The following is a 24457-nucleotide window of genomic DNA, read 5'->3' as shown; positions in this document are numbered from 1 at the left end:
CAACGGGTTATACATGAGCAGTGTCGGCGAAAAAAGTCTGAAAAAGAAGATGCCCCTATCAGGGGGCATCTTGCCAAGCCAGCTCCTGATGCCGGACTCTCACCAGGGATAGGTCACGCCGGGCCACTCGGCCCAGGGCAGATCCCGTCCCGGCAGGCAGGGGTCGGGCCAGTGCCACACCTTGCCCAGCCAGAGCCGCAGTTCGGCTTCCAGCTCGGCATCGGTGAGGGGGGCCTCGGCCAGCTTCCAGAAGAAGAGCTCTACCGCCACCTCCGGCAGCACCGAGGGGTAGAGATAGACCCCGCCCCAAAATTGCGGCTCCCGCTCCGGGCTCCAGAGGCCATAGGCAAACGATCGCTTGGCCAGAAACTCGGAGTGCTGCCACTCCAGATCGGCCTCGTGCTGGCTCAAACTGAACTGGGTAGAGGGCCAGACGTCATCCGGGCGAAACAGCTGGTGCAACTGTTCCCGCTCGCGCTGCATGGCTACATACTCCACCACCGCCTGAGCGGGGGTGGCTGGCAACAACAAGAAACGCGGGTGCCGAAAGGCTTGCGGCACCCGAAATCGCTTGGGCAGCGTCAGCATCAGAGCAGTTCCAGCAGGGCCTGCAGCGGATGCTTGAGTTTTTCCCCCTCCATCCGCTTGACCTGGCTGCGGCACGAGTAACCGGTAGCCAGACAGCGCTCTTTGGGCAGGCGGGAAAGCGGCTCTGCCCAGCTAAGCCCGTAGATCCCCTTGGAGTTTTCCACCTGTTTGGCGTCGTGACCATAGGTGCCGGCCATGCCGCAGCAGCCCACAGACACAGGCTGCAAGCTGGCCCCAAAACGCTGGAACAAGGTGCCCCAGTCGCCGTGAGTCGACGGCTTGGCGGTCTTCTCGGTGCAGTGGGCAAACAGATACCAGGGCTCGTCTGCCTGATGCTCCCCTTCCCCTTGATCCTTGCTCGCCGCCTTGGGCTCAGGCGCCGGCAGGGAGAGCAGCCACTCCTGGGGCAACAGCACCTGGAAATCGCCACGGGCCGAGCCAAGGGCCTTGGCATACTCGTCGCGATAACAGAGCACCAGAGAGGGATCCACGCCCACCATGGGGATGCCGAGCGCCGCTATCTTGTTGAGGAACTGAGCACTGTTGGCTGCGGTGCGGGCAAAGGCGCGCAGGAATCCCTTCACGTGCTGGGGCTTGCCGTTGGGCTTGAATGGCAGCAGATAGGGTTGCAACCCAAGTTTGCTGGCAAGTTTCACCAAATCCCGTACCACGGGGGCGTCGTAATAACTGGTGAAGGGATCCTGCACGATGAGCACCACTTTGGCACGCTGCTCGGGGCTCATGGCCTCGAGGCCCGGCAGGTCGAAATAGCGCGCCTTGTTGTCGTGCAGGGATTCGGCCAGGGTCGGCACCGAGAGCAGGGGTACATCCACCATGCCGATGCTCTTCTCGGTCGCCTTCTGGGCCCACTCTTTTTCCAGGAAGAAGTTGACCAGTTTAGGCGCACGGGCCAGCAGCGGCGCATAAGCTTCGACGGTGCCGACGAAGTAATCCTTGGGACCACGCAGATAGCGACTGTGGTAGAGCTGCATGAAGCGGGCTCGGAAGGTGGGCACGTCCACCTTGATGGGACACTGGCTGGTGCAGGCCTTGCACGCCAGACACCCTTCCATCGCCTCCATCACCTCGTGGGAGAAGTCATACTGGCCGCGGGCACGGGCCAGGGTGTTTCGAAACTTGTCGACAATGCTCTTGAAGCGCAGACCGCCGCTTTGCAGCGCCACCTCCTCGGCCAGCGGATCGAAGCCCTGCTGTGCCAGCTGGCGCAGCCATTCGCGCATCAGCCCGGCCCGCCCTTTCGGCGAGTGGCGGCGGTCGCGGCTGATCTTGACCGAGGGGCACATGGGGGAGTCGGTCTCGAAAGTGAAACAGAGGCCATTGCCGTTGCAATCCATGGCGCGGGTATAGCTTTCCCGCACCGCAATCGGGATCTGGCGGTCGAACTTGCCGCGCTTGGGCCCGTCAACTGACACCAGCTCGGCCCCGCTGCCATAGGGCATGCAGATCTTGCCCGGGTTGATGCGGTTGTCGGGGTCGAACGCCCCCTTCACCTGCTGCAGCTCCTCCCACAGCTCGCCGAAGAAGGCGGGGCTGTACTCGGAGCGAAAGCCCTTGCCGTGCTCCCCCCACATCAGGCCGCCATATTTGGCGGTGAGCGCTACCACCTGATCCGAGATGCGGCGCAGCAGCACCTCCTGCTCGGGGTCGCACAAATCCAGCGCCGGGCGCACATGCAGCACGCCCGCATCGACGTGACCAAACATGCCGTAATCGAGGCCGTGGCCATCGAGCAGGGCGCGAAATTCCATGATGAAATCCGCCAGGGATTCCGGCGGCACGGCCGTGTCTTCGGTGAAGGCCACCGGCTTCTTGCGCCCCTCGGCGTTGCCAAGCAGCCCCACCGACTTCTTGCGCATGGCGTAGATGGTCTCGATGCTGGCCAGGTGGTTGCACACCTGATAGCCGATGATGCCCGCCTCGCCACGCGCCAACAGATCGTCGATACGGCGGCACAGCTCGGCCACCTTGGCTTGGTGCTCATCCTCGTCGGTGTCGGCAAACTCGACGATGTTGAGCCCCTGCAGATCCTTGCCGGGCACGTCCTCAATGAAGGCCTTGACCGAATGCCAGATGATGTCGGCGCGAGCCAGCCCCAGCACCCGTGAGTCCACGGTTTCTACCGACAGGGCATGGGCCTGCACCATAAAGGGGGCATTCCTGAGCGCGGAGGGGAAGCTGTCGTACTTGACGTTGACGAGCGTACGGTAGCGCGGAATGGCCGTGATGTTGAGTCTGGCTTCGGTGATAAAGCCAAGCGATCCTTCCGAGCCGCACAGCACCCGACTCACATCCAGAGTGTCGCTCTCGAGCTGATAAAGGTGCTTGAGATCGTAGCCGGTCAGAAAGCGGTTGAGCTTGGGGAAGGTGGCCTCTATGTCGGCGCGGCGATCCTTGCCGATGCGATAGAGGGTGCGATAGATCTCCCCCTCGCGGCTCTCGAGCGCCAGCTTGTCGGCGAGACGCGCCCCCGTGACCGGCTCTGTGACCATGATGTCGCCATTCTCCAGCACGGCTTTGAGGCCCAGCACGTGATCCGAGGTCTTGCCGTAGACCAGCGACCCCTGCCCCGAGGCATCGGTGTTGACCATGCCCCCCAGGGTGGCGCGGTTGGAGGTGGAGAGATCCGGCGAGAAGAAGTAGCCGTGGGGCTTGAGATAGGCGTTGAGCTGGTCTTTCACCACCCCGGCCTGGGCCCGCACCCAGCCCTCTTCCAGATTAATTTCCATGATCTGGTTCATATGACGCGAGAGATCGACGATAATGCCGCCGCCCAAGGATTGACCATTGGTGCCGGTACCGCCGCCGCGAGGGAAGAAACTCAAGGTTGCGTACTCGGGCCCCTGGGCCAGCTTGAGCATCACCGCAATATCGTCCGCACTGCGCGGATAGAGAACCGCCTGAGGTACTACCTGATAGACGCTGTTATCCGTCGCCATCGCCAATCGGCTTGCATAAGACTTTTCGATATCACCACGAAATGCGCTGCGCTCTAGCAACTCAAGAAACTGCAGGGTTGCGGGTGACAAACTGTCCTGGTAATCGAGTCTCGGGATCATGAATCCTTGTTCCCATCCTTTGCTTGATGCCGGTACGCCGGCGACAACGACCGCCCTGGTTCGCCTCTTTGCGGGCGCCAAGGCCAGTCCGCTCACATGTGAGCGGGCAGTATATCAGCTAGAAAACCGCTTGCGCTTGGCAATATTCACCATTTGAAAGGAGGATTGTTATGGCTCACCACAGCCATGTTATCAGTACGCTGGTCACCACAGAAAAACAGGCACTGACCCTGTCGCTGTTCGGCTGTATCACCTTTGCCATCTTCGGCATCGGCTATGGCCTGTTCGTCGGCTCCAACGCCATCATGCTCGATGGCATCTTCACCCTGTTCAGCATGGGCATGACGGGACTCGGGCTCATCACCGCCTATCTCGTTACCCGCCCCTCAGATGATCGCTTCCAGTACGGCTACGCCCACTTCGAGCCCATCACCAACGTCATCAACGGCGCCATCATTCTGCTGCTCTGCCTCGGCGCCTTCTACAGCGGCATCACCTCCCTGCTGGCGGGAGGCCGGGAGATCGATCTTGGCCACGCCCTCATCTACGCCGCTGTCTGCACCTTCTTCTGCGCCATCATCTATCGCATCGAAGCCCGGGTCGCCGAGCAGATCGACTCCGAGCTGGTGCGGGTCGACTCCAAAGAGTGGCTGGTCGATACCCTGCTCAGCGCCACCCTGCTGATCGGTTTCGTGGTGGCCATCGGGCTCGATGCCCTCGGCTACGGCCAGTACAACCGCTACATAGACCCGGTGCTGGTCACCCTGCTCGCCCTGTGCGCCACCCTGATCCCCATCAAGGTGCTCGGCCGCAACCTGCGGGAAGTATTGAAAATCGCCCCCAAGGGGGATGTCTCCCAACTGGTGGCCAGCGAAATCGAGGCCCTGCGCCTGCGCCATGGCATCGAGTGCTACAGCCATCTGGCGAAGAGCGGCCGCCGCTTCGATCTGGAATTGAACATACTGGTGGCCCCGGACCAGGAGTGGCCCATCGAGCGCCAGGATGCCCTGCGCCAGGAGCTCTGGTCCCGCCTCGGCGATACCCTGGGGGATGCCTGGCTCTCGGTCTGCTTCACCCGCGAGAAACGCTGGTTGTAAAGACCGGTCGGGGGAGTGCGACCCGGTCGCCTCCCCCTGCGTCCTCACATCTTGATCGCCCTGTGCTTGTCAAATTGATTGCCCTGCGCTTGCCAACGCGCTGATTCCCGCTATCATCATGGCTCATTTTTAACCCGAGGTTTTATTGCCCATCATGGACAATCCCCGAAGTTGCCCTTCGTTTCTCCCTGTCAAAATGTATCTGTTATTGCTCCACCAGCGCCTCTGAAAACACCCAAGTTTCGTGCTCCCACGGCCATTTTTCGCCGTCACTGACACCCGCTCTGTCTGTTTTTTATTGAGGTCATTACATGGAATTGCTGCTGGATCCCCACATCTGGGTGGGTCTGTTTACCCTGATCATTCTGGAAATCGTGCTGGGGATCGACAACCTGGTCTTCATCGCCATCCTGGTGAAAAAACTCCCCCCCGCCCAGCGGGACAAAGCCCGCATCATAGGCCTGTCGCTGGCCCTGCTGATGCGTCTTGGCCTGCTGGCGGTGATGTCGTGGCTGGTGACCCTGACCGCCCCCATTCTTCAGCTCGGCGAGCTCGTCTTCTCCGGTCGGGATCTCATCCTGATGGGCGGCGGCCTGTTTCTGCTGTTCAAGGCCACCACGGAGCTGCACGAGCGGCTGGAGGCCAACCCCGAGTCCGGCGGCCACAGCGGCGTCTACGCCAGTTTCGGCGTTGTGGTGGCGCAGATCCTGGTGCTGGATGCCGTCTTCTCGCTGGACTCCATCATCACGGCGGTGGGCATGGTGGAACACCTCGGCGTCATGATGGCCGCCGTGACCATCGCCATGCTGGTGATGGTGCTCGCCTCCAAGCCGCTGACCCAGTTCGTCAACGCCCATCCGACCGTGGTGGTGCTCTGCCTGAGCTTCCTGTTGATGATCGGCTTCAGCCTGGTGGCGGAAGGGTTTGGCTTCCATATTCCGAAGGGCTACCTCTATGCGGCCATCGGCTTCTCGGTGCTGATCGAGTTCTTCAACCAGCTCTCCCAGCGCAGCGCCGAGCGCCATGAGGCCAAGCAGCCCCTGCGCGAGCGCACCACGGCTGCCATCTTCAAGCTGATGGGCAGCAAGGCATATCAGGACAGACCGGACGATGATCTGGATGCGCCAGCGCCTGCGCCGCTGAGCTTTGGCGAGGAGGAGCGTTACATGGTGACCGGGGTCTTGTCGCTGGCCGAGCGCTCCATCCGCACCATCATGACCCCCCGCTCCGACATGGCGTGGATCGACGTCAACGACTCGGTCGAGGAGATCCGTGCTGTGTTGCAGCGGGAGCCTCACAGCCTGTTCCCGGTCTGTGACGGCGACCTGGACGAGGTCATAGGTGTACTCAAGGCGCGGGATCTGCTGTTTGCCCTCAACGAGGGACAGTCCCTGACCGAGCTGGCCAAGCAGAACGACCCCATCATAGTGCCGCAGACCATCAACGTGATCCGGCTGCTGGCAGAGCTGCGCAAGGCGAAAGGCAGCCTGATCCTGGTCTCCGACGAGTTTGGCGTCATCCAGGGGCTGGTCACCACTCACGATCTGCTGGAGGCCATCGTCGGCGAATTGCCGGACGAAGACGAAACCCCGGACATGGTGCGCGACGGGGAAGGCTGGCTCATCAACGGCAGTACCAACATCCACCATGTGGAGCAGGTGCTGGAACACGAGGGGCTGGTGAGCGAGAGCGACGAATACGTGACCCTGGCGGGCATGCTGCTCTCCCACTTCGGCTCTTTGCCCACCCCGGGCCAGCAGCTGCAACTGCAGCAGCTCTGCTTCGAGGTGGTCGAGGTGAGCGAGCGCCGCATCGAACGGGTACGGGTCATGCCGCTGGGGACCTGAGCCCAGGTCGCGTGAACAAGGAGGGCCGATCAGGCCCTCTTTTTATTGCGCTTTTTGTTGCGCTGTTTGTTGAACGACACCGCAGCCAGCTCTCTCTTTGCAAGCCCCTCAACTGCCTGCTGGCGAGCCTGCGAGCGCCATCCAGGCCCGGTGCCGAGGGATTGATGCCATCACTGCAATTCTTTTCTGCAATTACCCCTCTTTTTCACAACAAGCAGCAGGGATAGAGTGGCCTCACTCCCACCATGAGGAACTCAAGATGAGCCACGATCACCTGTTCTGCCCGCTGCGTCTGGGCCAGTTGCACCTTGCCAACCGTATCGTCATGCCTCCCATGACCCGCTCCCGCGCCAGCCAGCCCGGTGATGTGGCCAATGCCATGATGGCCACCTATTACGCCCAGCGCGCCGAGGCGGGCCTCATCATCAGCGAAGGCACCCAGGTAGACCCCATGGGCAAGGGCTATGCCTGGACCCCTGGGATCCACAGCGCCGAACAAGTAGCCGGCTGGAAGGGAGTGACCGATGCCGTCCATGCCAAGGGGGGCACCATGTTCGCCCAGCTCTGGCACGTGGGCCGAGTCACTCATCCCGACAACATCGGCGGTGCCCAGCCCATCTCCTCGTCGGCCATCAAGGCCGCGGGCGTCAAGGTGTTCGTCGATAACGGCAGCGATGCACCCGGCTTTGTGGAGACGGTCACCCCGCGCGCCATGACCCAGCAAGACATAGATACTGTGGTGGGCCAGTTCCGTCAGGCGGCCCGCAACGCCATGCTGGCCGGTTTCGATGGCATAGAGCTGCACGCCGCCAACGGCTACCTCATCAACCAATTCCTCGACTCCGAGTCCAACACCCGTACCGACGGCTACGGCGGCTCGCTGGAAAATCGCCTGCGCTTCTTGAAAGAGGTGACAGAGGCGGTCAGTACCGAAATCGGAGCCGACCGCGTCGGCGTGCGCCTCGCGCCGCTCACCACCCTCAACGGCACCGTCGATGCCAACCCGCAGCAGACCTACCTGGCCGCGGCCCGCTTGCTGGGGGAACTTAACGTTATCTACTTGCACATCGCCGAGGCGGACTGGGACGATGCCCCCCTGATGCCGGAAAACTTCAAGCAGGGGCTGCGGGACGCCTTCCCCAACACCCTCATCTATGCGGGCAAGTACGATGGCGAGCGAGCACGGGCCGCCCTCCAGGCCGGTTGGGCCGACATGATTGGCTTTGGTCGCCCCTTCGTGGCCAACCCGGATCTGCCGAACCGGCTGCGCCACGGCTACCCGTTCGCCCCCCACGATCCGGCCACCCTGTTTGGTGGTGGCGAACAGGGGCTGACCGACTATCCGACCTATCAAGAGGCCACCGAGCCGCAATCGGCCTGATTCCGGCCAGCGGCCCCTGTCGGCACATCAGCTCATTGAAACACAGCAGGCCCGCCATCACTGGCGGGCCTGCTATTTTGTGTCGCCGACACAGCCGGCCGCACGAGGCTAGTAGAGGGCGACCCCGCAACAGCCGGCGTAGCTCCTGATCTCCCGGGTGAGCCGGGCCTTGTCCGCCAGGCTGAGCCAGCTCGCCTCGACGGCATTGAGCGACAAGCGGCAGAGCTGATTCATGCTGGCGCCAAGGTCATGGGCCAGGGCGTGGAAGTTGGCCGCCATGTAACCGCCGAAGTAGGCGGGGTCGTCGGAGTTGATGGTGACGCAGAGCCCCTGTTCCAGCAGGGTGAGCACATTGTGATGGGCCATGCAGTCAAACACCTTGAGCCGGGTGTTGGAGAGGGGGCAGACGGTAAGCGGCAGCCGGGTATCGGCCAGATAGCGCAGCAGTTCGGGATCCTCTGCCGAGCGCACTCCGTGATCGATGCGGCATACCTGCAGCTCGTTGATCGCCTGCCAGATATACTCGGCAGGCCCCTCTTCGCCGGCGTGGGCCACCACCGGCAATCCCAGCTCGCGGCATTTGGCAAAAATCCGGGCAAATTTGGTGGGCGGGTTGCCCCTCTCCCCCGAGTCGAGACCGATGCCGTGAATGCGCGACAGGAACGGCTCGGCTTCCGCCAACGTAGCAAACGCTTCCTTCTCGCTCAGATGGCGCAAGAAGCTCATGATGAGCCGCCAGCTGATGCCCAGCTCCCGCTCCCCGGTCTGCAGCGCCCGCTCGATGCCGCCCAGCACGGTGGCGAAGGGAATGCCGCGGGCGGTGTGGGTCTGGGGATCGAAGAAGATCTCCACGTGCACCACCTTGTCAGCGGCGCAGCGCTCAAGGTAAGCCCAGGTAAGGTCGAAGAAATCCTGCTCGGTCACCAGCACGCTGGCGCCAAGGTAATAGAGATCGAGAAAAGTTTGCAGGCAGTCAAAGTCATAGGCGGCGCGCACGCTCGCCACGTCGGGCCAGGGCAAGGCCACCCCGTTGCGTTTGGCCAGGGCAAACATCAGCTCAGGCTCGAGCGTACCTTCGATATGCAGGTGCAGCTCCAGCTTGGGCAAACCGGCAATAAAGTTATCCATGATGACGGCTCCATCAACACACAGACCGCGGGATCTGCCACTCGCAGAGCGGATCCCTCCCCTCTGCAGCTCATTGTGCACCTATCTCTGTTTATGGGGGAGACTTGTCATCAAACAGACTTATAATGGCGTCACAAAAACAACATAACTATTTGAAGATCTTGAGAGTTGGCGCAGATTCCCGCCGCCTCTTGCGCCCTACACAAGGAGTTCTCATGAAGAAAAACGTCATCTGTGACATCGACGGCGTCATCCTGCACAACAACGATCTGGTACCCGGTGCCGACCGCTTCGTCCATCGCCTGCTGGAGCAGGGCAGCAAGCTCTTGTTCCTCACCAACTACCCGGCCCAGACCCAGAAAGATCTGCAAAACCGCTTCCGCTCCGCCGGGATCGAGGTACCGGAAGAGTGCTTTTACACCTCCGCCATGGGCACCGCCGATTTTCTCAAACGCCAGGATGGCAAGAAGGCCTATGTGATTGGGGAAGGGGCGCTGACCCACGAGCTCTACAAGGCCGGTTTCACCATCACCGACATAGACCCCGACTTCGTGGTGGTGGGCGAGACCCGCAACTATAACTGGACCATGATGCAGCTGGGTGCCAAGTTCGTGGATCAGGGGGCTCGCTTCATCGCCACCAACCCGGATACCCATGGCCCCATGATGCACCCCGCCTGCGGCGCCCTGTGCGCCCCCATAGAGCGGATGACCGGCAAGAAGCCCTTCTATGTGGGCAAGCCGAGTGCCTGGATCATACGGGCGGCGCTCAACCGGATGGAAGCCCACTCCGACGACACCGTCATCATAGGCGACAACCTGCGCACCGATATTCTGGCGGGCTTCCAGGCCGGTCTCGAAACCGTGCTGGTGCTCTCCGGGGTGAGCAAGGTAGCCGACATCGACCGCATGCCGTTTCGTCCGAACCACATCTTCGACTCGGTGGTAGACATAGACATCGTCTGATCGCCAGCCCGGGCATGGCACCGCCACGCCCGTCGTCAGGCCATCACCAGCATCTAGCCGGGGCTGACCCGCAGCCCCTGAAGGACGCGCAATGGAACCAATGATGATCGCCGTGGCCTTCGGCTGCGGCATGCTGGTCAACCTCATAGGGTTGCCACCCCTGCTGGGCTTTCTGGCCGCCGGCTTCCTCCTCAACGCCATGGGCTATCACAACACCCTGGCACTGAACGAGGTCGCCGATCTCGGGGTCACCCTGCTGCTGTTCACCATCGGCCTCAAGCTCAACGTCAAGACCCTGATGCGGCGCGATGTGTGGGGCACCACCAGCGTACACCTGCTCTTCTCCACCCTGCTGTTTACCGTGGTCCTGCTGGTCTGCAAGGGGCTGGGGCTCGCACTGGCCCTCTCGCTGGACTGGAAGCTGGCGCTGCTGCTCGGCTTTGCCCTCTCCTTCTCCAGCACCGTCTTTGCGGTCAAGGTGCTGGAGGACCGCAGCGACATGAATGCCCTCTACGCCCGGCTCGCCATCGGGGTACTGGTCATGCAGGATGTGTTTGCGGTGGCCTTTCTGGCATTTTCCAGCGGCCAGTGGCCCAGCATCTGGGCGCTCTGGGTACTCGGCTTGCCGCTGCTGCGCCCCTTGCTGTTCAAGCTGCTGGAGCGGGCCGGCCACGGCGAGCTGCAGGTGCTGTTCGGGATCTTTCTGGCGCTGGTGGTGGGCGCCGCCGGTTTTGAGGTGGTGGGGCTCAAGCCCGATCTGGGGGCGCTCATCATCGGCATGATGCTGGCCTCCCACCCGGCCGCCGCCGGGCTGGCCAAGGCGCTGTTCAACCTCAAGGATCTCTTCCTCGTCTGCTTCTTCCTGACCATAGGCCTCAACGGCCTGCCGACCCACGATACCATGCTGCTGGCGCTGGCACTGGTACTGGCGCTGCCGCTCAAGAGCGCACTCTACTACCTGGTCTACAGCGGCGCCCACCTGCGGGTGCGTACCGCCCTGCTCTCCACCCTGGCGCTCACCAACTTCTCGGAGTTTGGCCTCATTGTGGCCGCCATCGCCGCCAAGGCGGGGTGGATCTCCCACGAGTGGCTGGTCGCCCTGTCACTGGCGCTGGCGGCAAGCTTCATGATCTCGGCGCCGCTCAACAGCCAGAGCGAGCGGATCTACCACAGACTCGGCAGCTGGCTGCGCGGCATGCAGGCCAACACCCTGCATCCGGAGGACAGGCCCATCGAACTCGGCGATGCCGAGGTGATCATCCTCGGCATGGGCCGCATCGGCCAGGGGGCCTACTTCGAGCTGGAGAACAAGTACGGCACAGTGATCCTCGGGGTGGAGAACGACAGCGAGAAGCTGCCCACCCTGCGCGCCCAGGGGATGAACGTCATCGAGGGAGACGCCACCGATACCGACTTCTGGGACAAGGTGCTGCTCTCCAACCAGGTCAACCTGGTGCTGCTGGCCATGCCCCACCACTCGGGCAACCTCTACGCCATCGAGAAGCTGCGCAGCCATGGCTTTGCCGGCAAGATAGCGGCCATCGTCCGCTTCGAGGATGACATCGCCTCCCTGCGCGAACAGGGGGTGGATGCGGTGTTCAACGTCTACGACGAGGCGGGCAGCGGCTTCGCCCGCCATGTCATCAAGCGGTTGCAGCCACGCTGACGGCGCTTGGCAAGCTGAGACGCATCGTTTAAGTTATGCGCAACTGCGTTTAATAAAACGAACAAACGCGGGACCAGGATGGCCCCGCTTTTATATCTGACATAGCCAAGGAGGCCCCATGAAGACCCTCAACGACTGGATCCTGCTGAATAGCCACCAAGCCGCCCCTGCCCCGCTGATACCCCCTGCCGAGCGCATCAGGGCGGGCAACCCGAGCCAGACCCTCTGGAACCACTATTCGGACCCCAGCCAGCAGTTTCACGTGGGCTTCTGGGCCTGCGAGCAGGGGCGCTGGGCCGTGCGCTACACAGAGCACGAATACTGCCAGTTGCTGGAGGGCGAGGCGCGGATCCACGACGGCCAGGGGGGCGAGCTGCACCTCAAGCCGGGGGATCAGTTCGTCATCCCGGCGGGCTTCGTCGGCGAGTGGGAGACCCTGGTGGCCTGCCGCAAGCTCTATGTGATCTTCGAACCCGCCGCGACCTGACGCGCACGTCAAGCAAGCCCCTCTTTGTCGACACCATTCTCACCCGCCGACTTGACGTTGGCGGCATGATTTTGTGCGGTTTTCCCGCTTGCAAAAGGTTTTTGCGCTAGGCATTGTGATTGGCGAGGAATGTAAATGGAATTTCGAGCCCGAACGTGGGGGGCTCATATAAAAATCAAGAGGATTACCGCCAATGTGTTCTATTTTCGGCATTCTGGACATCAAGACCGACTCCGCCACCTTGCGCAAATCGGCGCTGGAGATGTCCAAGCGACTGCGTCACCGCGGGCCTGACTGGTCCGGCGTCTACAGCTCCGACAAGGCCATCCTGGTGCACGAGCGCCTGGCCATCGTCGATCCGGGCAATGGCGCCCAGCCGCTCTACAACCCCGAGCGCACTCACGTATTGGCCGTCAACGGCGAGATCTACAACCACAAGGAACTCGAGAAGCACCTCAAGGTCGACTTCAAGTTCCAGACCCACTCCGACTGCGAGGTGCTGCTCGCCCTCTACAAGGAGAAGGGCCCCGCCTTCCTGGACGATCTCAACGGCATCTTCGCCTTCATCCTCTATGATGCCGAGCAGGATGCCTACCTGATTGGCCGCGACCACATGGGGATCATCCCCCTCTATACCGGCCGCGACGAGCACGGTAACTTCTATGTCGCCTCCGAGATGAAGGCCCTGGTGCCGGTGTGCAAGAGCGTCGAGACCTTCCCGCCCGGACATTACCTCTGGAGCAAGGATGGCGAGCTCAAGCAGTGGTACAAACGCGACTGGATGGAGTACGGCGCGGTCGAGCACAACGTCAGCGACAAGGCCGAGCTGAAGGCGGCCCTGGAAGCGGCGGTCAAGCGCCAGCTGATGTGTGACGTGCCCTACGGCGTGCTGCTCTCCGGCGGGCTCGATTCCTCCGTCATCTCCGCCATCACCAAGCTCTATGCCGCCCGCCGGGTAGAGGACGATGGCAAGAGCGAAGCCTGGTGGCCCCAGCTGCACTCCTTCGCCGTCGGCCTGGAAGGCTCGCCGGATCTCGCCGCCGCCCGCAAGGTGGCCGATCACCTCGGCACCATACACCACCAGATCCACTTCACCGTGCAGGAAGGGCTGGATGCCCTGCGGGACGTCATCTATCACCTCGAGACCTATGACGTCACCACCATACGTGCCTCCACCCCCATGTATCTGATGGCCCGCTACATCAAGGCGATGGGCATCAAGATGGTGCTCTCCGGCGAGGGGTCGGATGAGCTGTTCGGCGGCTACCTCTACTTCCACAAGGCCCCCAACGCCCGCGAGTTCCACGAGGAGAACGTGCGCAAGCTCGCCTCTTTGCACCTCTATGACTGCCTGCGTGCCAACAAGTCGATGGCCGCCTGGGGCGTGGAGGGTCGCGTGCCTTTCCTCGACAAGGAGTTCATGGACGTGGCGATGCGCCTGCAGCCCGCCGACAAGATGTGCGGCAACGGCAAGATCGAGAAGCACATCCTGCGGGAAGCCTTCGAGGAGCTGCTGCCCCACGAGGTGGCATGGCGTCAGAAGGAGCAGTTCTCCGACGGTGTGGGCTACTCCTGGATTGACAGCCTGAAGGCCATGGTCGAGACCGAAGTGACGGATCAGATGTTCGAGGCGGCGGCGTTCCGCTTCCCCGTCAACACCCCGCTCACCAAGGAGGCCTACTACTACCGCGCCATCTTTGACGAGCACTTCCCGCTGGAGTCCGCCGCCCGTACCGTGCCTTACGGCAAGTCGGTCGCCTGCTCCACTCCGACCGCATTGGAGTGGGATGCCAAGTTCAAGGAGATGGCCGATCCATCCGGTCGCGCCGTGATGGACGTTCACCAGCAGAGTTACTGATCCGCTGACGGATATCCTGGCCAACCAGCCAACAACAAAGCCCCTCGCGAGGGGCTTTTATTTTTTGGCCATGGCGATGGCGCTCGTCAGCTCAGCTGGCCGATGTTGCCGCGTTGAGCGGCATCAATCCTTTTTCGCCTTGTTGGCAAAGAAGATATCGGCCTGAATATCCTGAGTGCGCACCGTGAAGACCTGATTGGTCAGATCGTCGGTCAGCGTTTCGGCATCCTTCATCACCCGCAGATTGAAGTCGTTGAGCATACGGTTGGCGGCGGCCTTGTCTGTTTTGACCGTTTTCAGATAGCTGGCTTCCATCTCTTTCTGCTCGTTGGCGATCTTCGCCTCCCAGCTCTGGTAAGCCTGCTTCACCATGGGCGCCAACTTGGGGTAATCCGTCATCACCAGGGTCTGCAGTTTGCGATATTTCCAGTAGATGGAGTCGCTGTCCGCCTTGTCGCTGCCCAGGGCATAGTGGGCCGGATAGGCCTCCAGACCGCTGTAGTAGGGAACGAAGGCGGTCAAGTCCGCCATGCCGAGGCCCACATAGGTCACCTCCCCCACTTCACGCGGCATCCAGGGGCGCACTTGCATCACATGGGCCTCGTAGGTGCGAAACACGCTGATGGGGCGCCACGGCTCCTGGCCGTTCAACCCCTTGCCGTAAGGGTCGTGCTCGGTGTCGTCATAGTGATTGCGCAGCACCGCCTTGACCTCCTCCAGGGTCATCTTCTTCTCGGGGATCAGGGTGACCGGGAATTGGCGACCGGCCTCCACCGCCTGCTTGAGCGAGGGGTTGAACATCTGCTGTATGGTCCAGACCCGGGGATCGTTATAGGTACGATCCCGTTCATCGTCACGGGTATAGGCTTTCGAGAAATTGAACGTCCCATCCTTTTGTGGCTGGTAGAGCCCCTTCTCGGTGGCAAACTCGACCAGATTTTTCGAGCCCATCATGTCGGCACTCTTGGGATCGTACTGCTGCAGGCGACCCTGATTGCCAGAAGCAAAATACTGGTCCTTGGGCAGACGCTGCGCCATCCAGTGGTGACCGGTGGCTGTCTCCAGATACCAGAGCTCGTTGTCATCCACCACGGCGACGCCAAACCCCTCCCCCGCCCCCAGGGTCTCTATGATGTTGCCCAGCAGGGCGACCGCCTCGCGGGCCGAGGTGGTACGCGACAGCAGCACATCGGGAATATCGTCCTCGGTGATCCCCTTATCCTCGACATAGGGATCGAAGGCGAGCGCCTCGGGCGAGGCGAAAATGGACTCGGTGCCGCTCACCCCCACCCTCTTCTCGTTGAAACCTGTGGCGCCGTGCAGCTGGGTCTTCCAGTCCGGCACCGTGGTGTAACGCAGGGAGTTTTTCGGCAAGGGGTAGCTAAAATCATTGGCGCCGTTGTGGGCCTTGGAGCTGTGCACACCGCTCTGCCCCTGTTTCGCCGGATGAATCACGAAATGCTGGGCTTTCAGCGCATCGCTGTCGGCGCTGCGGGCCACCATCATGGAGCCATCGGAGCTGGCCTCGCTGCCAACCAGCAGGGTGGTACAGGCGAACGCCGACGAGAAGAGAGCAAGGTTGATGGAGAGTGCAACGACGCACTTCTTGAAGGAATGCATGATATCTCCTTGTTGCAAAATTAACGTGAAATACCCCTTTCCCATCTAGCGATGGATATAGCTGACAGGGTGACACGCTTGATAAACCTGAATACCATGAGCCATGTCGACGGGTTATCAATACTGCTAACTGTTTATGCCCATGACAATTTTCAAAGGAAGGTTAATTCTCGATACGCAACCAGCTCGCATCTATTATGGGTGCGACGATGTTAGGTTTTATCGACTATCACAAACGTGATAACAGGCTCAAAACACCAAAAATATATTAAATATCAATTTAAAGTGTCAGCATGAACAGCCAACACAGCACAAACATGACACTTCCCAGCGCTCACCAAGGAGTGAGCTGAACCACAGCTGTATCACCAACACAGATGGAACTTCAGCAAAACAATATTTTATATATGGGTTCGGTAAAATATACAGAGATATGAAATCCACCTTTATCGCCAGCGTGACGGGTATTATTTTCCATGGTGCTGAATACCAGCGTGCACATGACGGCCGCTTATTATTCGCCGTTTTCCCGATCAATATCCCAAGGGACAGGCTCTGTATTCCACTCTCCTCATTTCATTCCCTGAAGCAGCCAGCGGCCAATACGGCCACACCGACAAAGGCACCTTTCTGACCCATCATTCCCATTTTTTGCATATGCCCTGCCACTCTTGCCGCTTGGCGAAGGGGCTCGCTCGTGTCACATTGTTGCTGCTTGGAAGCAACGAACAACAACACAAGGAGAAAAGGATGAAGCGACTGCTATTGCCGCTGCTGCTTGGCACGGCCCTGTTCCATGGCGAGGCGTACAGCGCCGGCCATCTCTGGGCCAGCACACTGCCCGATTACAGCCAGGGGTATGACGAGCGGCGGGATCCGGCGCAGGATCTGGCCGCCGCCACCGCCAAGGCGCAGAGCGAGGGCAAGAAGGTCCTGCTGCTGGTGGGCGGTGAATGGTGCAGCTGGTGCCAGGAGATGAACCACTTCCTGGACCGGGAACGAGCCCTTGCCAGTCAGTTCAACCAGACCTTTGTGGTGGTCAAGGTGAACGTCAGCAAGGCGAACAAGAACGAGCCCTTCCTGAAGCGCTACCCCGAGTACCTTGGGGTGCCCCACTTCTACGTACTGGATGCCAAAGGCAAGCTGCTGGAGTCTTTCAACACCGGGCTGCTGGAGAAGGGAAAGAGCTACGACGAGGCGAAATTCGGCAAGTTTATCGCCTTCTTCCAATCACCATCAGAATCCAGCTGAGTTGCCCCATCGCATCCCATGCCACAATTGTCACGCACCGTTGGCAACGAGGCGGGACAATTGACTCGCAATGTCAGTCGTGAGAATGAGTCAGCCCGCTATCAGACCTGCGCATCCGGCTGCAGCTCCGGGGCGGCCTTGATAAAGGCCTGCAGTTGCTCGCAGTTGGCGACGATGCGGGCGATGGTGGGGTACTCATCCAGGGTCATGTCGTAGCGGCGGGCGTTGTAGACCTGGGGCACCAGCATGCAGTCGGCCAAGGTCACCTCGTTGCCGACGCAATAGACGCCGGCCGTGGTCATCAGCAAAGGCTCGAGCACCCTGAAGGTTTCGTCAATCCAGTGGCGATACCAGGCATCACGCTGCGCCTTGCCCAGCCCCAGCTCCTGCTCCAGATAGTTGAGCACCCGCAGGTTGTCGAGCGGGTGCGTGTCGCAGGCGATCATGTTGACTATCTGGCGCACCCTGGCTCGCGCCTGGGCGGCCGAGGGCATCAGCGGATAGGCGGGATAGGTCTCGTCGAGGTACTCCATGATGGCAACCGACTGACCAAACTGCACATCCCCGTCGATGAGAAAGGGCACCAGCCCCTGGGGATTGATGCGATGATAGGCCTTCTCGCGCTGCTCGCCCTGCCGCAGGTTGACCGGGTGATGCTCGTAATCGAGCCCCTTGAGCTGCATCACGATCCGCACCCGATAGCTTGCCGATGAACGCCAATATCCAAACAACTGCAACATAATCTGTCCCTGTGTTGGCAGGTGCAAGGGCACCTGCCGTTCACCAGTCGGCCCTGTGCCCGCACTGGCTCCTTCACGTCATCTGGCTGACATCCTGTTGCGTGACTTTTTGCAAAATGGTGCCAAACAGACTCATCCCGTTGCGATCCTGCATCGCGATGGACACTGTATCACCAAAGCGCAGAAAGGGTGTAGTGGCTTGACCTGACTCGATAATTTCCAACATGCGCAGCTCGGCGAGGCAGGAGGATCCGGCACTGCGGTCATAGTTGGAGACGGTCCCCGAGCCTATGATGCAGCCCGCCCCGAGCGGCCGGGTTTTGGCGGCATGGGCGACCAGCTCATGGAAGTTGAAGGTCATGTCCACCCCGGCATTGGGGGCACCGAACAGGGCGCCGTTGAGATAAGTTTCCAGCGGCAGATGCACCTTGCCCTCCTGCCAGTCGCTCCCCAGCTCGTCCGGGGTGATGGCCACCGGCGAGAAGGCGCTCGACGGTTTGGACTGGAAGAAGCCAAAACCCTTGGCAAGCTCGCCGGGGATCAGGTTGCGCAGGCTCACGTCGTTCACCAGCATCAGCAACTTGACGTGGGCGACAGCAGCCTGCGGGCTCGTTCCCATGGGCACGTCATCCGTGATGATGGCCACCTCCGACTCGAAATCGATGCCCCACTCCTCTGACCCCATCACTATGAGGCTGCGGGGGGCCAGGAAGCAATCCGAGCCGCCCTGGTAGATCAGGGGATCGTGCCAGAAGCTTTCCGGCATCTCGGCGCCACGGGCCTTGCGCACCAGCTCCACATGGTTGACGTAGGCGCTGCCGTCGGCCCACTGGTAGGCACGGGGCAAGGGCGAGAGACACTCACTCTCATCAAACGGGAAGGCATCGGCACAGGTGCCATCGTTGAGGGTCTGATAGATGGCGGCCAGTTTGGGCTCGGTCTCGGCCCACTCATCGAGGGCCGCCTGCAGGGTGGGGGCGATGGACGCCACCCGCACCGCACGGCTCAAATCCCGACTGACCACTACCAGAGCGCCATCGCGCTTGCCGTTGTTCAAGGTTGCAAGTTTCATAAAAATCCTTATTTGCCGGTGGTAGTCATGAGATCCGGGCGCTGCCAGCTGGTGACGTAGCGCGGGTTCTCCACCCCTTCGCACAAGCTGCCAATGTTCAGCGCATCGCGGGTATCCAGCATCACGGCCACCTCGTCGGTGAACTTCTTGGCATAGGCCTGTCCCGCCGCAAACGCCTTGGGATGGGGGCCGTGGGTGAAACCGGCGGGGTGGAAGGTGACCATGCCCCGCTCGATATTGTCCCGGCTGAAGAAGTCCCCGGCGTGGTAGAAGAGCACCTCGTCGTAGTCGTCATTGCTGTGATAGAAGGGCACCTTGAGGGCGCCGGGGTCGCTCTCTATGGGGCGCGGCACAAAGGTGCAGACGACGAACCGGCTCGCCACGAAGGTAGAGTGAGCCGAGGGCGGCAAGTGGTAGCGGTGGCTCATCAGCGGGCGAATGTCGCGCCAGTTGAGGCGCACCACGCACAAGTCCCCGTGCCAACCCAGCGCATCCAGCGGATTGAAGGGCCAGGTGATGACGGAGACCTGGTTGTGACGCTTGACCTGCAGCGACCAGGGATTCTCATCCTGCTGGGCCAAAAAGGCCGGGTCTATGGCGGGTACATCCAGCGCCGCCGGATCGAAGATGGCGTGATTGCCCACCAGCCCCTTGTCCGGCAGCTGATAGCTGTCGTTGGTCGCCTCTATCATCAGGATGAACAGGGGCGCCGTGGGTTCGATGCGCCACATGGTGCCACGGGGGATCACCACATAGTCGCCATCCCGCAAGGTCAGGTGGCCGTAGTCGCAATAAAACTCGCCACTGCCCTCGTGGATGAACAGCAGCTCGTCGCCATCGGCGTTGCGCACCAGAAACGGCATCGCCTCCTGCAGGCGCCACATCCGGTAGCGGCAGTGGGCATTGTGCAGAATATCCGGCATCACCCAGGGGGAGAGGGAACTCACCTCCTCCTGCAGACCGTTCAAGTCAAATGCCCTCGGCCGCAGCGGCCCCTCCCAGTTGGTCCAGTCGGTGGGAGCGTGCTTGTGGTGCATGTGGGTGGCGGGGCCGAAGAAACCGGCCCGCCCCAGTTCGCGCTCATAGATGGCCTGCTCCGGCAGATCGGCATGAGCCTGGCGGGAGTGGGTCCCCTCCCGATGGGGAAAGCCTATCCAGTTACGCATCGCCAAATACCTCGCATGAATGAAGCACGGTTCGATGAAGTCGGATCCCGTTACGCATCGCTGGGCTCTCCGCTCAAGACGCCACGGCGGATCTGGTCCAGTTCAATGGATTCGAACAATGCCTGGAAGTTGCCCTCGCCGAACCCCTCGTTGCCCTTGCGCTGGATGATCTCGAAGAACACCGGGCCTATGACGGTGTCGGTGAAGATCTGCAACAGGATGCCATCTTTCGTCGGCGAGCCGTCGATCAGGATCCGCAACGCTTTCAGCGCCTCCAGATCCTCCTGATGGCCCTCGACCCGGCTGTTGACCTTCTCGTAGTAGGTATCCGGCGTCGGCATAAAGCCGGTGCCACGGCCACGCAGAGTGCGTATGGTCTGGTAGATGTCGCTGGAGGCCAGGGCTATGTGCTGGATCCCCTCCCCCTTGTACTGACGCAGGTACTCCTCGATCTGGGACTTGTCATCGGAGGATTCGTTGATGGGGATGCGAATTTTGCCGCAGGGAGCCGTCATGGCACGGGAATGCAGGCCGGTCAGCTTGCCTTCGATGTCGAAGTAGCGAATTTCCCGGAAGTTGCCGATCCGCTCATAGAAGTTGGACCAGACATCCATGTTGCCGCGCTGAACGTTGTGGGTCAGGTGATCTATCTCGTAAAGCCCCGCATCCACCTCGGCCATGCGCGCCTGCCAGTCCGGGTAGAAGACGAAATCCACGTCATAGATGGAGCCCTTGTCGCCGTAGCGGTCCACAAACGACAGCGTACTCTCGCCTATGCCGTAGATGGCGGGGATGTTGAGCTCCATGGGCCCTATCTTGCCGATGAAGGGCTTGGCTCCCTTGGTGATGGCAAATTGCTGAGCCTTGCCCGCATCCACCACCCGAAACGCCATGCCGCAGACGCTCGGCCCGTGCAGGCTGGCGAACTGCTCCGCCTGGGAGTGGGGCTCGGCGTTGACCACGAAGTTGATGTCACCCTGACGGTAGAGCCAGCACTGCTTGTGCTTGTGTTGTGCCACCTCGGCGAACCCGAGCGAGACAAACAACGCCTTGAGGGCGGCTATGCCTCTGGCATCCGGCGCCGTGTACTCGACGAATTCGAAACCATCGGTGCCAAGGGGATTGATGGTGTGGGAACGGGAAGAGGAAGTGGTCGTCATGATGCGCTCCTTGCAATGTGCTGATGACTGAAAGTGGTTAAAGCGGGTTGACGCAGCGGCGCACCGTCAGTGCCGGTCACTGCGTCAACTGGTCCGTTGTTAACAACTTGTTTCATTAGAAGCAGGTGCGCGACCGAAGAGAAGAGGGGGGTTTCAGATAGTTTCCCCGTCCCCTCGCCCAAAAAATGTAAATGGATTGTGACATTGAGGCCGCAGCCTTGCGGATCGCCCCACGGCGACCCGGCAGACTGTCAGCTTTCCCTTACAGCCGCCACTGTTTGGGCACTATGCGGGGCAAGTGCGCCTGCGCTTTTTGCAGGCGACTCGGGGTGGGATTGATGAGCCAGGCCTGTGCCCCCAGCGCCAGCAGCGGCAGATCGTGCAGGCTGTCGCTCAAGCTGAGTACCGCTGCGAGGGCGCGGATCTCGGGCAGGATCTTGTGCTGGCCGTGGCAGTAAAAACGCGGCATCAGGCCACCACAGCGGTAGTGCATCCGCGAGCCCAGGGTGCGATGGGGCAGCGTGCCGGGCAGTTGCTGATAGAGCTGGCCCCGCACCAGAGCGCGGGGGCTGGCGGAGATCACCCAGCAGCGCTCGTGCACGTCCGCCAGCAAGGCGCGCGCCTCGCGAAACAGGCCGGGCCGGGTGCGGCAATAGGCCCGCACCAGCTTGCGCCAGCCAAGGGGCGAGAGCCCCAGGGTGATGGCCCACCAGATCAGCGAAATCCCCCGCCGGCGCTGGCTGGGTACAAGGTACACCAGGCCACCCAGCGCGATCACCGGCAGCAGCAAGAGTGGCCAGAGGCGGCGCCTGAGTATGTAACGCAGCAGGCCGGCGTGGCTGTCGCCCGGGGCCAGGGTGTCGTCAAAATCCGCCAGGATCCAGCCGCTGGCGGGCACCGGGTTCTCCGGCAGCGCCTGAGCGCCGCTCATTCGCTCAATCCCGCGATGGCGGCATCGAGCTCGGGGGTAAGAAACATCTCACCCTCATCGGGAGGACAGATAAAATCGAATGCTTCGTCTGCCAGGGTGAAACTCAGACGCCAGGCGTGCAGGTAGCCGCGATCGGCCGCCGTGCCGCCGTAGCGCTCATCCCCCAGAATGGGTGCCCCTATGCTTTTGAGGGCAACCCGGATCTGGTGGGTCTTGCCGGTCTGGGGCTTGATGCGGTAGAGCCGCAAGCCCTCGCGCACCGGCACCGAGTCAAACCAGCTGATGGCGGGGTTGTCCAGGCTGCGCGCCAGCATCCAGCTGCCGCCCCGCCCTTTTTGCATGTCCCCCTTGACCCAGCCCTGCTTCTTCTTGGGCTTGCGATCGGAGAGGGCCAGATACTGCTTGCTCACCTGTCGATCCGCAAACGCCATGCTGAGCGCCCGGTTTGCCGTCGTAGTACGCGCCAGCAACACCAGCCCGGAGGTCATTTTGTCGAGCCGATGGACGGGATAGAGGACCAACCCGGTGTCGGCCTTGACCCGACTGACCAGGCCCGGATTGAGCAGACCGGACTCGTCGGTCTCGTCGTGCATGCCAAGGCCGGGCCCCTTGTTGATCACCATGAAATCTTTGTGCTGCACTAGTATCCGGTACATCAATAACCCTTTAGAATGTGTTTCATTACAAGAATATGACCCTCTCAAGGGGTCACGCCCCATGAACACTCAGAACAAGACTCGCACGGATGAAGAGATGCTTGCTTTGGTTGCTGCTGATTGGTGTCAGTTACGCTATTCCCCTACGGGCCAGCGAATCCCCGCTTGAAGCGCCGGAACATGTGGTGCTTCAGCTGCGCTGGCTGCACCAGCCCCAGTTTGTTGGCTACCACATGGCCAAGGCCAAGGGCTTCTATGCCAGGGCCGGACTGGACGTGGAGATAAGGCCCGGTGGCAAGGGGATAAGCCCGGTGGAAGAGGTGCAAAGCGGTCGCGCCGACTTTGGCGTGGGCAACACCGAGGTGCTGACCTCCTATGCCAAGGGCACGCCCTTGCTGGCGCTCGCCTGCGTCTTTCAGCACTCCCCGTCCATCTTCCTGGCCCGCCGTGACAGCGGCATTCTCACCGTTGATGGCATGCGTGGCAAACGGATCATGATGTTTTCCGCCCATCAGGATGCCGAGTTGCTGGCCACCCTTTACTATCAGGGCCTCAATGAGCGCCAGCTCACCCCGGTCCAGACCTCGGTCAATATCGAGGATCTCATCGAGGGTCGGGTCGATATCTTCAACGCCTACCTCAGCAACGAGCCCTTCTATCTGGAAGAACGCGGCATTCCCGTCTCCGTCATCAACCCGCGCAATTACGGCATCGACTTCTACAGCGACATACTGTTCACCACCCAGGCGCAGGATCAGGCCCACCCGGACCGGGTGGCGCGTTTTCGCGCCGCCAGTCTCGAAGGGTGGCGCTATGCCCTCGACCACCCCCAGGAGGCCATTGCCCTGCTGCGCAAGGCGTACGGCGTCAACCGCAGTCAGGCCCACATGGAGTACGAGCTGCAAGTGAGCAAGGAGATGATCCAGCCGCTTTATGTGGAGATCGGGTATATGAACCCGGATCGCTTCACCCACATCATGCAGCAGCTGGCCGAGATCGGCCTCATACCGAAGCCGGTGCCGCTGACTGACTTTCTCTATCAGGCTCCCTCCGAGCAATGGGTCTTCTGGCGCCCCTGGTTTTTGCTGAGTCTGGCGGCTTGCGCGCTGATCCTGCTGCTGGCTGTCTACCTGCTGGTGTGCAACAAGCGCCTCAATCGCGAGATTGCTCTGCGTCAACAGCGGGAAGAGGAGATATTGCAGCTGGCACGACGAGATCCCCTCACCGGCCTGCCCAACCGCCTGAGCCTGATGGAGCGGCTGGAGGCGCAGATAATGAGCCCCAATCCCGGTTGCCTGCTGTTTTGCGACCTCAACAACTTCAAACAGGTCAACGACGGCTTTGGCCACAGCCACGGAGACGCCATCCTCTGCCAGCTGGCGGAACGGATCACCCGCAGCCTCCACCACCAGCACTTCTTCGCCAGGCTGGCCGGTGACGAGTTCGTGCTCTTGCTGCCCGATCAGGATCTGGACGAAGCCGAGATCATCGCCGAGGTGATCAGGATGGCCATGGCCCAGCCATTTCAGGTCGACGAGCATCTGCTGGTAGTCGGCATCAGTGTCGGGATCAGTCAGTATCAGTCAGGTTGGCGCGCCGAGCAGTGGTTGATCCACGCCGATCGGGCCATGTACAACGACAAGGGGATCGAGCTGGCCCCCGCCAAATAATGCCGGTAAAGGGTTCATCCCTGCTGCGCTGACGCGTCAGACGCCCTTTAAAGCGACAAGGCCACCCCGTGGGGTGGCCTTGTCATTCTCAGCATCA

19 protein-coding genes are annotated in these 24457 nt (G+C 61.3%); 9 read left to right on the top strand and 10 right to left on the bottom strand.

Translation table 11 applies throughout. The features are described from left to right. Positions 1-99 precede the first annotated feature (99 nt). Both ACW5XD_RS19010 and ydiJ read right to left on the bottom strand, forming a co-directional pair. Positions 100-588 (bottom strand): hypothetical protein, encoded by a 489-nt coding sequence (locus ACW5XD_RS19010; RefSeq protein ID WP_456496230.1) that lies wholly within the window; start codon positions 586-588, stop codon positions 100-102. After that, entirely contained in the window at positions 588-3665 is a 3078-nt protein-coding gene (gene ydiJ, locus ACW5XD_RS19005) for a D-2-hydroxyglutarate dehydrogenase YdiJ (RefSeq protein WP_456496229.1), read from the bottom strand. The genes ACW5XD_RS19010 and ydiJ overlap by 1 nt, the downstream gene beginning before the upstream one ends. Positions 3666-3835: 170 nt before the next feature. Between ydiJ and ACW5XD_RS19000 the strand changes: the two genes are divergently transcribed. The 3 genes from ACW5XD_RS19000 to ACW5XD_RS18990 all read left to right on the top strand — a co-directional run bounded on the left by ACW5XD_RS19000 (position 3836) and on the right by ACW5XD_RS18990 (position 7990). Beyond that, entirely contained in the window at positions 3836-4762 is a 927-nt protein-coding gene (locus ACW5XD_RS19000) for a cation diffusion facilitator family transporter (protein WP_456496228.1), read from the top strand. A 311-nt stretch (positions 4763-5073) separates the two neighbouring features. After that, a complete protein-coding gene (locus tag ACW5XD_RS18995; RefSeq protein WP_456496227.1) occupies positions 5074-6609 on the top strand; it encodes a TerC family protein in 1536 nt (511 codons plus the stop codon). Between the two features lie 259 nt (positions 6610-6868). Then, on the top strand, positions 6869-7990 hold the full coding sequence (locus ACW5XD_RS18990; protein WP_456496226.1) for an alkene reductase: 1122 nt from the start codon (positions 6869-6871) through the stop codon (positions 7988-7990). A 108-nt stretch (positions 7991-8098) separates the two neighbouring features. Here the strand turns inward: ACW5XD_RS18990 and ACW5XD_RS18985 are convergent, their stop codons facing one another. After that, positions 8099-9118: an adenosine deaminase gene (locus ACW5XD_RS18985; RefSeq protein WP_456496225.1), complete on the bottom strand. Its 1020-nt coding sequence runs from the start codon at positions 9116-9118 to the stop codon at positions 8099-8101. A gap of 215 nt (positions 9119-9333) precedes the next feature. Here ACW5XD_RS18985 and ACW5XD_RS18980 point away from each other — a divergent pair, with 215 nt between their 5' ends. The 4 genes from ACW5XD_RS18980 to asnB all read left to right on the top strand — a co-directional run bounded on the left by ACW5XD_RS18980 (position 9334) and on the right by asnB (position 14094). Further along, a complete protein-coding gene (locus ACW5XD_RS18980) occupies positions 9334-10083 on the top strand; it encodes an HAD-IIA family hydrolase (protein WP_042869600.1) in 750 nt (249 codons plus the stop codon). 91 nt (positions 10084-10174) lie between these two features. Further along, entirely contained in the window at positions 10175-11749 is a 1575-nt protein-coding gene (locus ACW5XD_RS18975) for a cation:proton antiporter domain-containing protein (RefSeq protein WP_456496224.1), read from the top strand. Positions 11750-11867: 118 nt separating this feature from the next. Then, entirely contained in the window at positions 11868-12236 is a 369-nt protein-coding gene (locus ACW5XD_RS18970; RefSeq protein ID WP_456496223.1) for a cupin domain-containing protein, read from the top strand. Positions 12237-12429: 193 nt separating this feature from the next. After that, entirely contained in the window at positions 12430-14094 is a 1665-nt protein-coding gene (gene asnB, locus ACW5XD_RS18965; RefSeq protein WP_456496222.1) for an asparagine synthase B, read from the top strand. A 123-nt stretch (positions 14095-14217) separates the two neighbouring features. Here asnB and ACW5XD_RS18960 read toward each other — a convergent pair whose 3' ends face one another. Then, positions 14218-15714 carry a C69 family dipeptidase gene (locus tag ACW5XD_RS18960; RefSeq protein WP_456496221.1) on the bottom strand — a complete coding sequence of 499 codons (1497 nt, stop codon included), beginning with the start codon at positions 15712-15714 and terminating at the stop codon, positions 14218-14220. A 750-nt stretch (positions 15715-16464) separates the two neighbouring features. Between ACW5XD_RS18960 and ACW5XD_RS18955 the strand changes: the two genes are divergently transcribed. Further along, entirely contained in the window at positions 16465-16965 is a 501-nt protein-coding gene (locus ACW5XD_RS18955) for a thioredoxin family protein (protein WP_456496220.1), read from the top strand. A 101-nt stretch (positions 16966-17066) separates the two neighbouring features. Here the strand turns inward: ACW5XD_RS18955 and maiA are convergent, their stop codons facing one another. The 6 genes from maiA to ACW5XD_RS18925 all read right to left on the bottom strand — a co-directional run bounded on the left by maiA (position 17067) and on the right by ACW5XD_RS18925 (position 22690). After that, a complete protein-coding gene (gene maiA, locus ACW5XD_RS18950) occupies positions 17067-17705 on the bottom strand; it encodes a maleylacetoacetate isomerase (protein ID WP_043556465.1) in 639 nt (212 codons plus the stop codon). 73 nt (positions 17706-17778) lie between these two features. Next, the gene (locus ACW5XD_RS18945; RefSeq protein WP_456496219.1) at positions 17779-18777 is read right to left on the bottom strand and encodes a fumarylacetoacetate hydrolase family protein; all 999 of its coding nucleotides are present in this window, start codon (positions 18775-18777) and stop codon (positions 17779-17781) included. A gap of 8 nt (positions 18778-18785) precedes the next feature. Further along, positions 18786-19943, bottom strand: a complete 1158-nt coding sequence (locus tag ACW5XD_RS18940; RefSeq protein ID WP_456496218.1) for a homogentisate 1,2-dioxygenase — start codon at positions 19941-19943, stop codon at positions 18786-18788. A 50-nt stretch (positions 19944-19993) separates the two neighbouring features. Then, a complete protein-coding gene (hppD, locus tag ACW5XD_RS18935) occupies positions 19994-21103 on the bottom strand; it encodes a 4-hydroxyphenylpyruvate dioxygenase (RefSeq protein WP_456496217.1) in 1110 nt (369 codons plus the stop codon). A 262-nt stretch (positions 21104-21365) separates the two neighbouring features. After that, complete coding sequence (locus ACW5XD_RS18930) at positions 21366-22034, bottom strand: HAD family hydrolase (protein ID WP_456496216.1); 669 nt, start codon at positions 22032-22034, stop codon at positions 21366-21368. Next, a complete protein-coding gene (locus ACW5XD_RS18925; RefSeq protein WP_456496215.1) occupies positions 22031-22690 on the bottom strand; it encodes a TIGR01621 family pseudouridine synthase in 660 nt (219 codons plus the stop codon). Before ACW5XD_RS18925 ends, ACW5XD_RS18930 begins: the two co-directional genes overlap by 4 nt. 89 nt (positions 22691-22779) lie before the next feature. Here ACW5XD_RS18925 and ACW5XD_RS18920 point away from each other — a divergent pair, with 89 nt between their 5' ends. Continuing rightward, positions 22780-24360, top strand: coding sequence for an ABC transporter substrate-binding protein (locus tag ACW5XD_RS18920; RefSeq protein ID WP_456496214.1), 1581 nt, complete (start codon positions 22780-22782; stop codon positions 24358-24360). The last annotated feature ends 97 nt before the right edge of the window (positions 24361-24457 follow it).

The organism is Aeromonas enterica (assembly GCF_054052465.1).
Note: the sequence above shows the minus strand (reverse complement) of the source record. Positions and strands in the feature narration are given on the sequence as shown.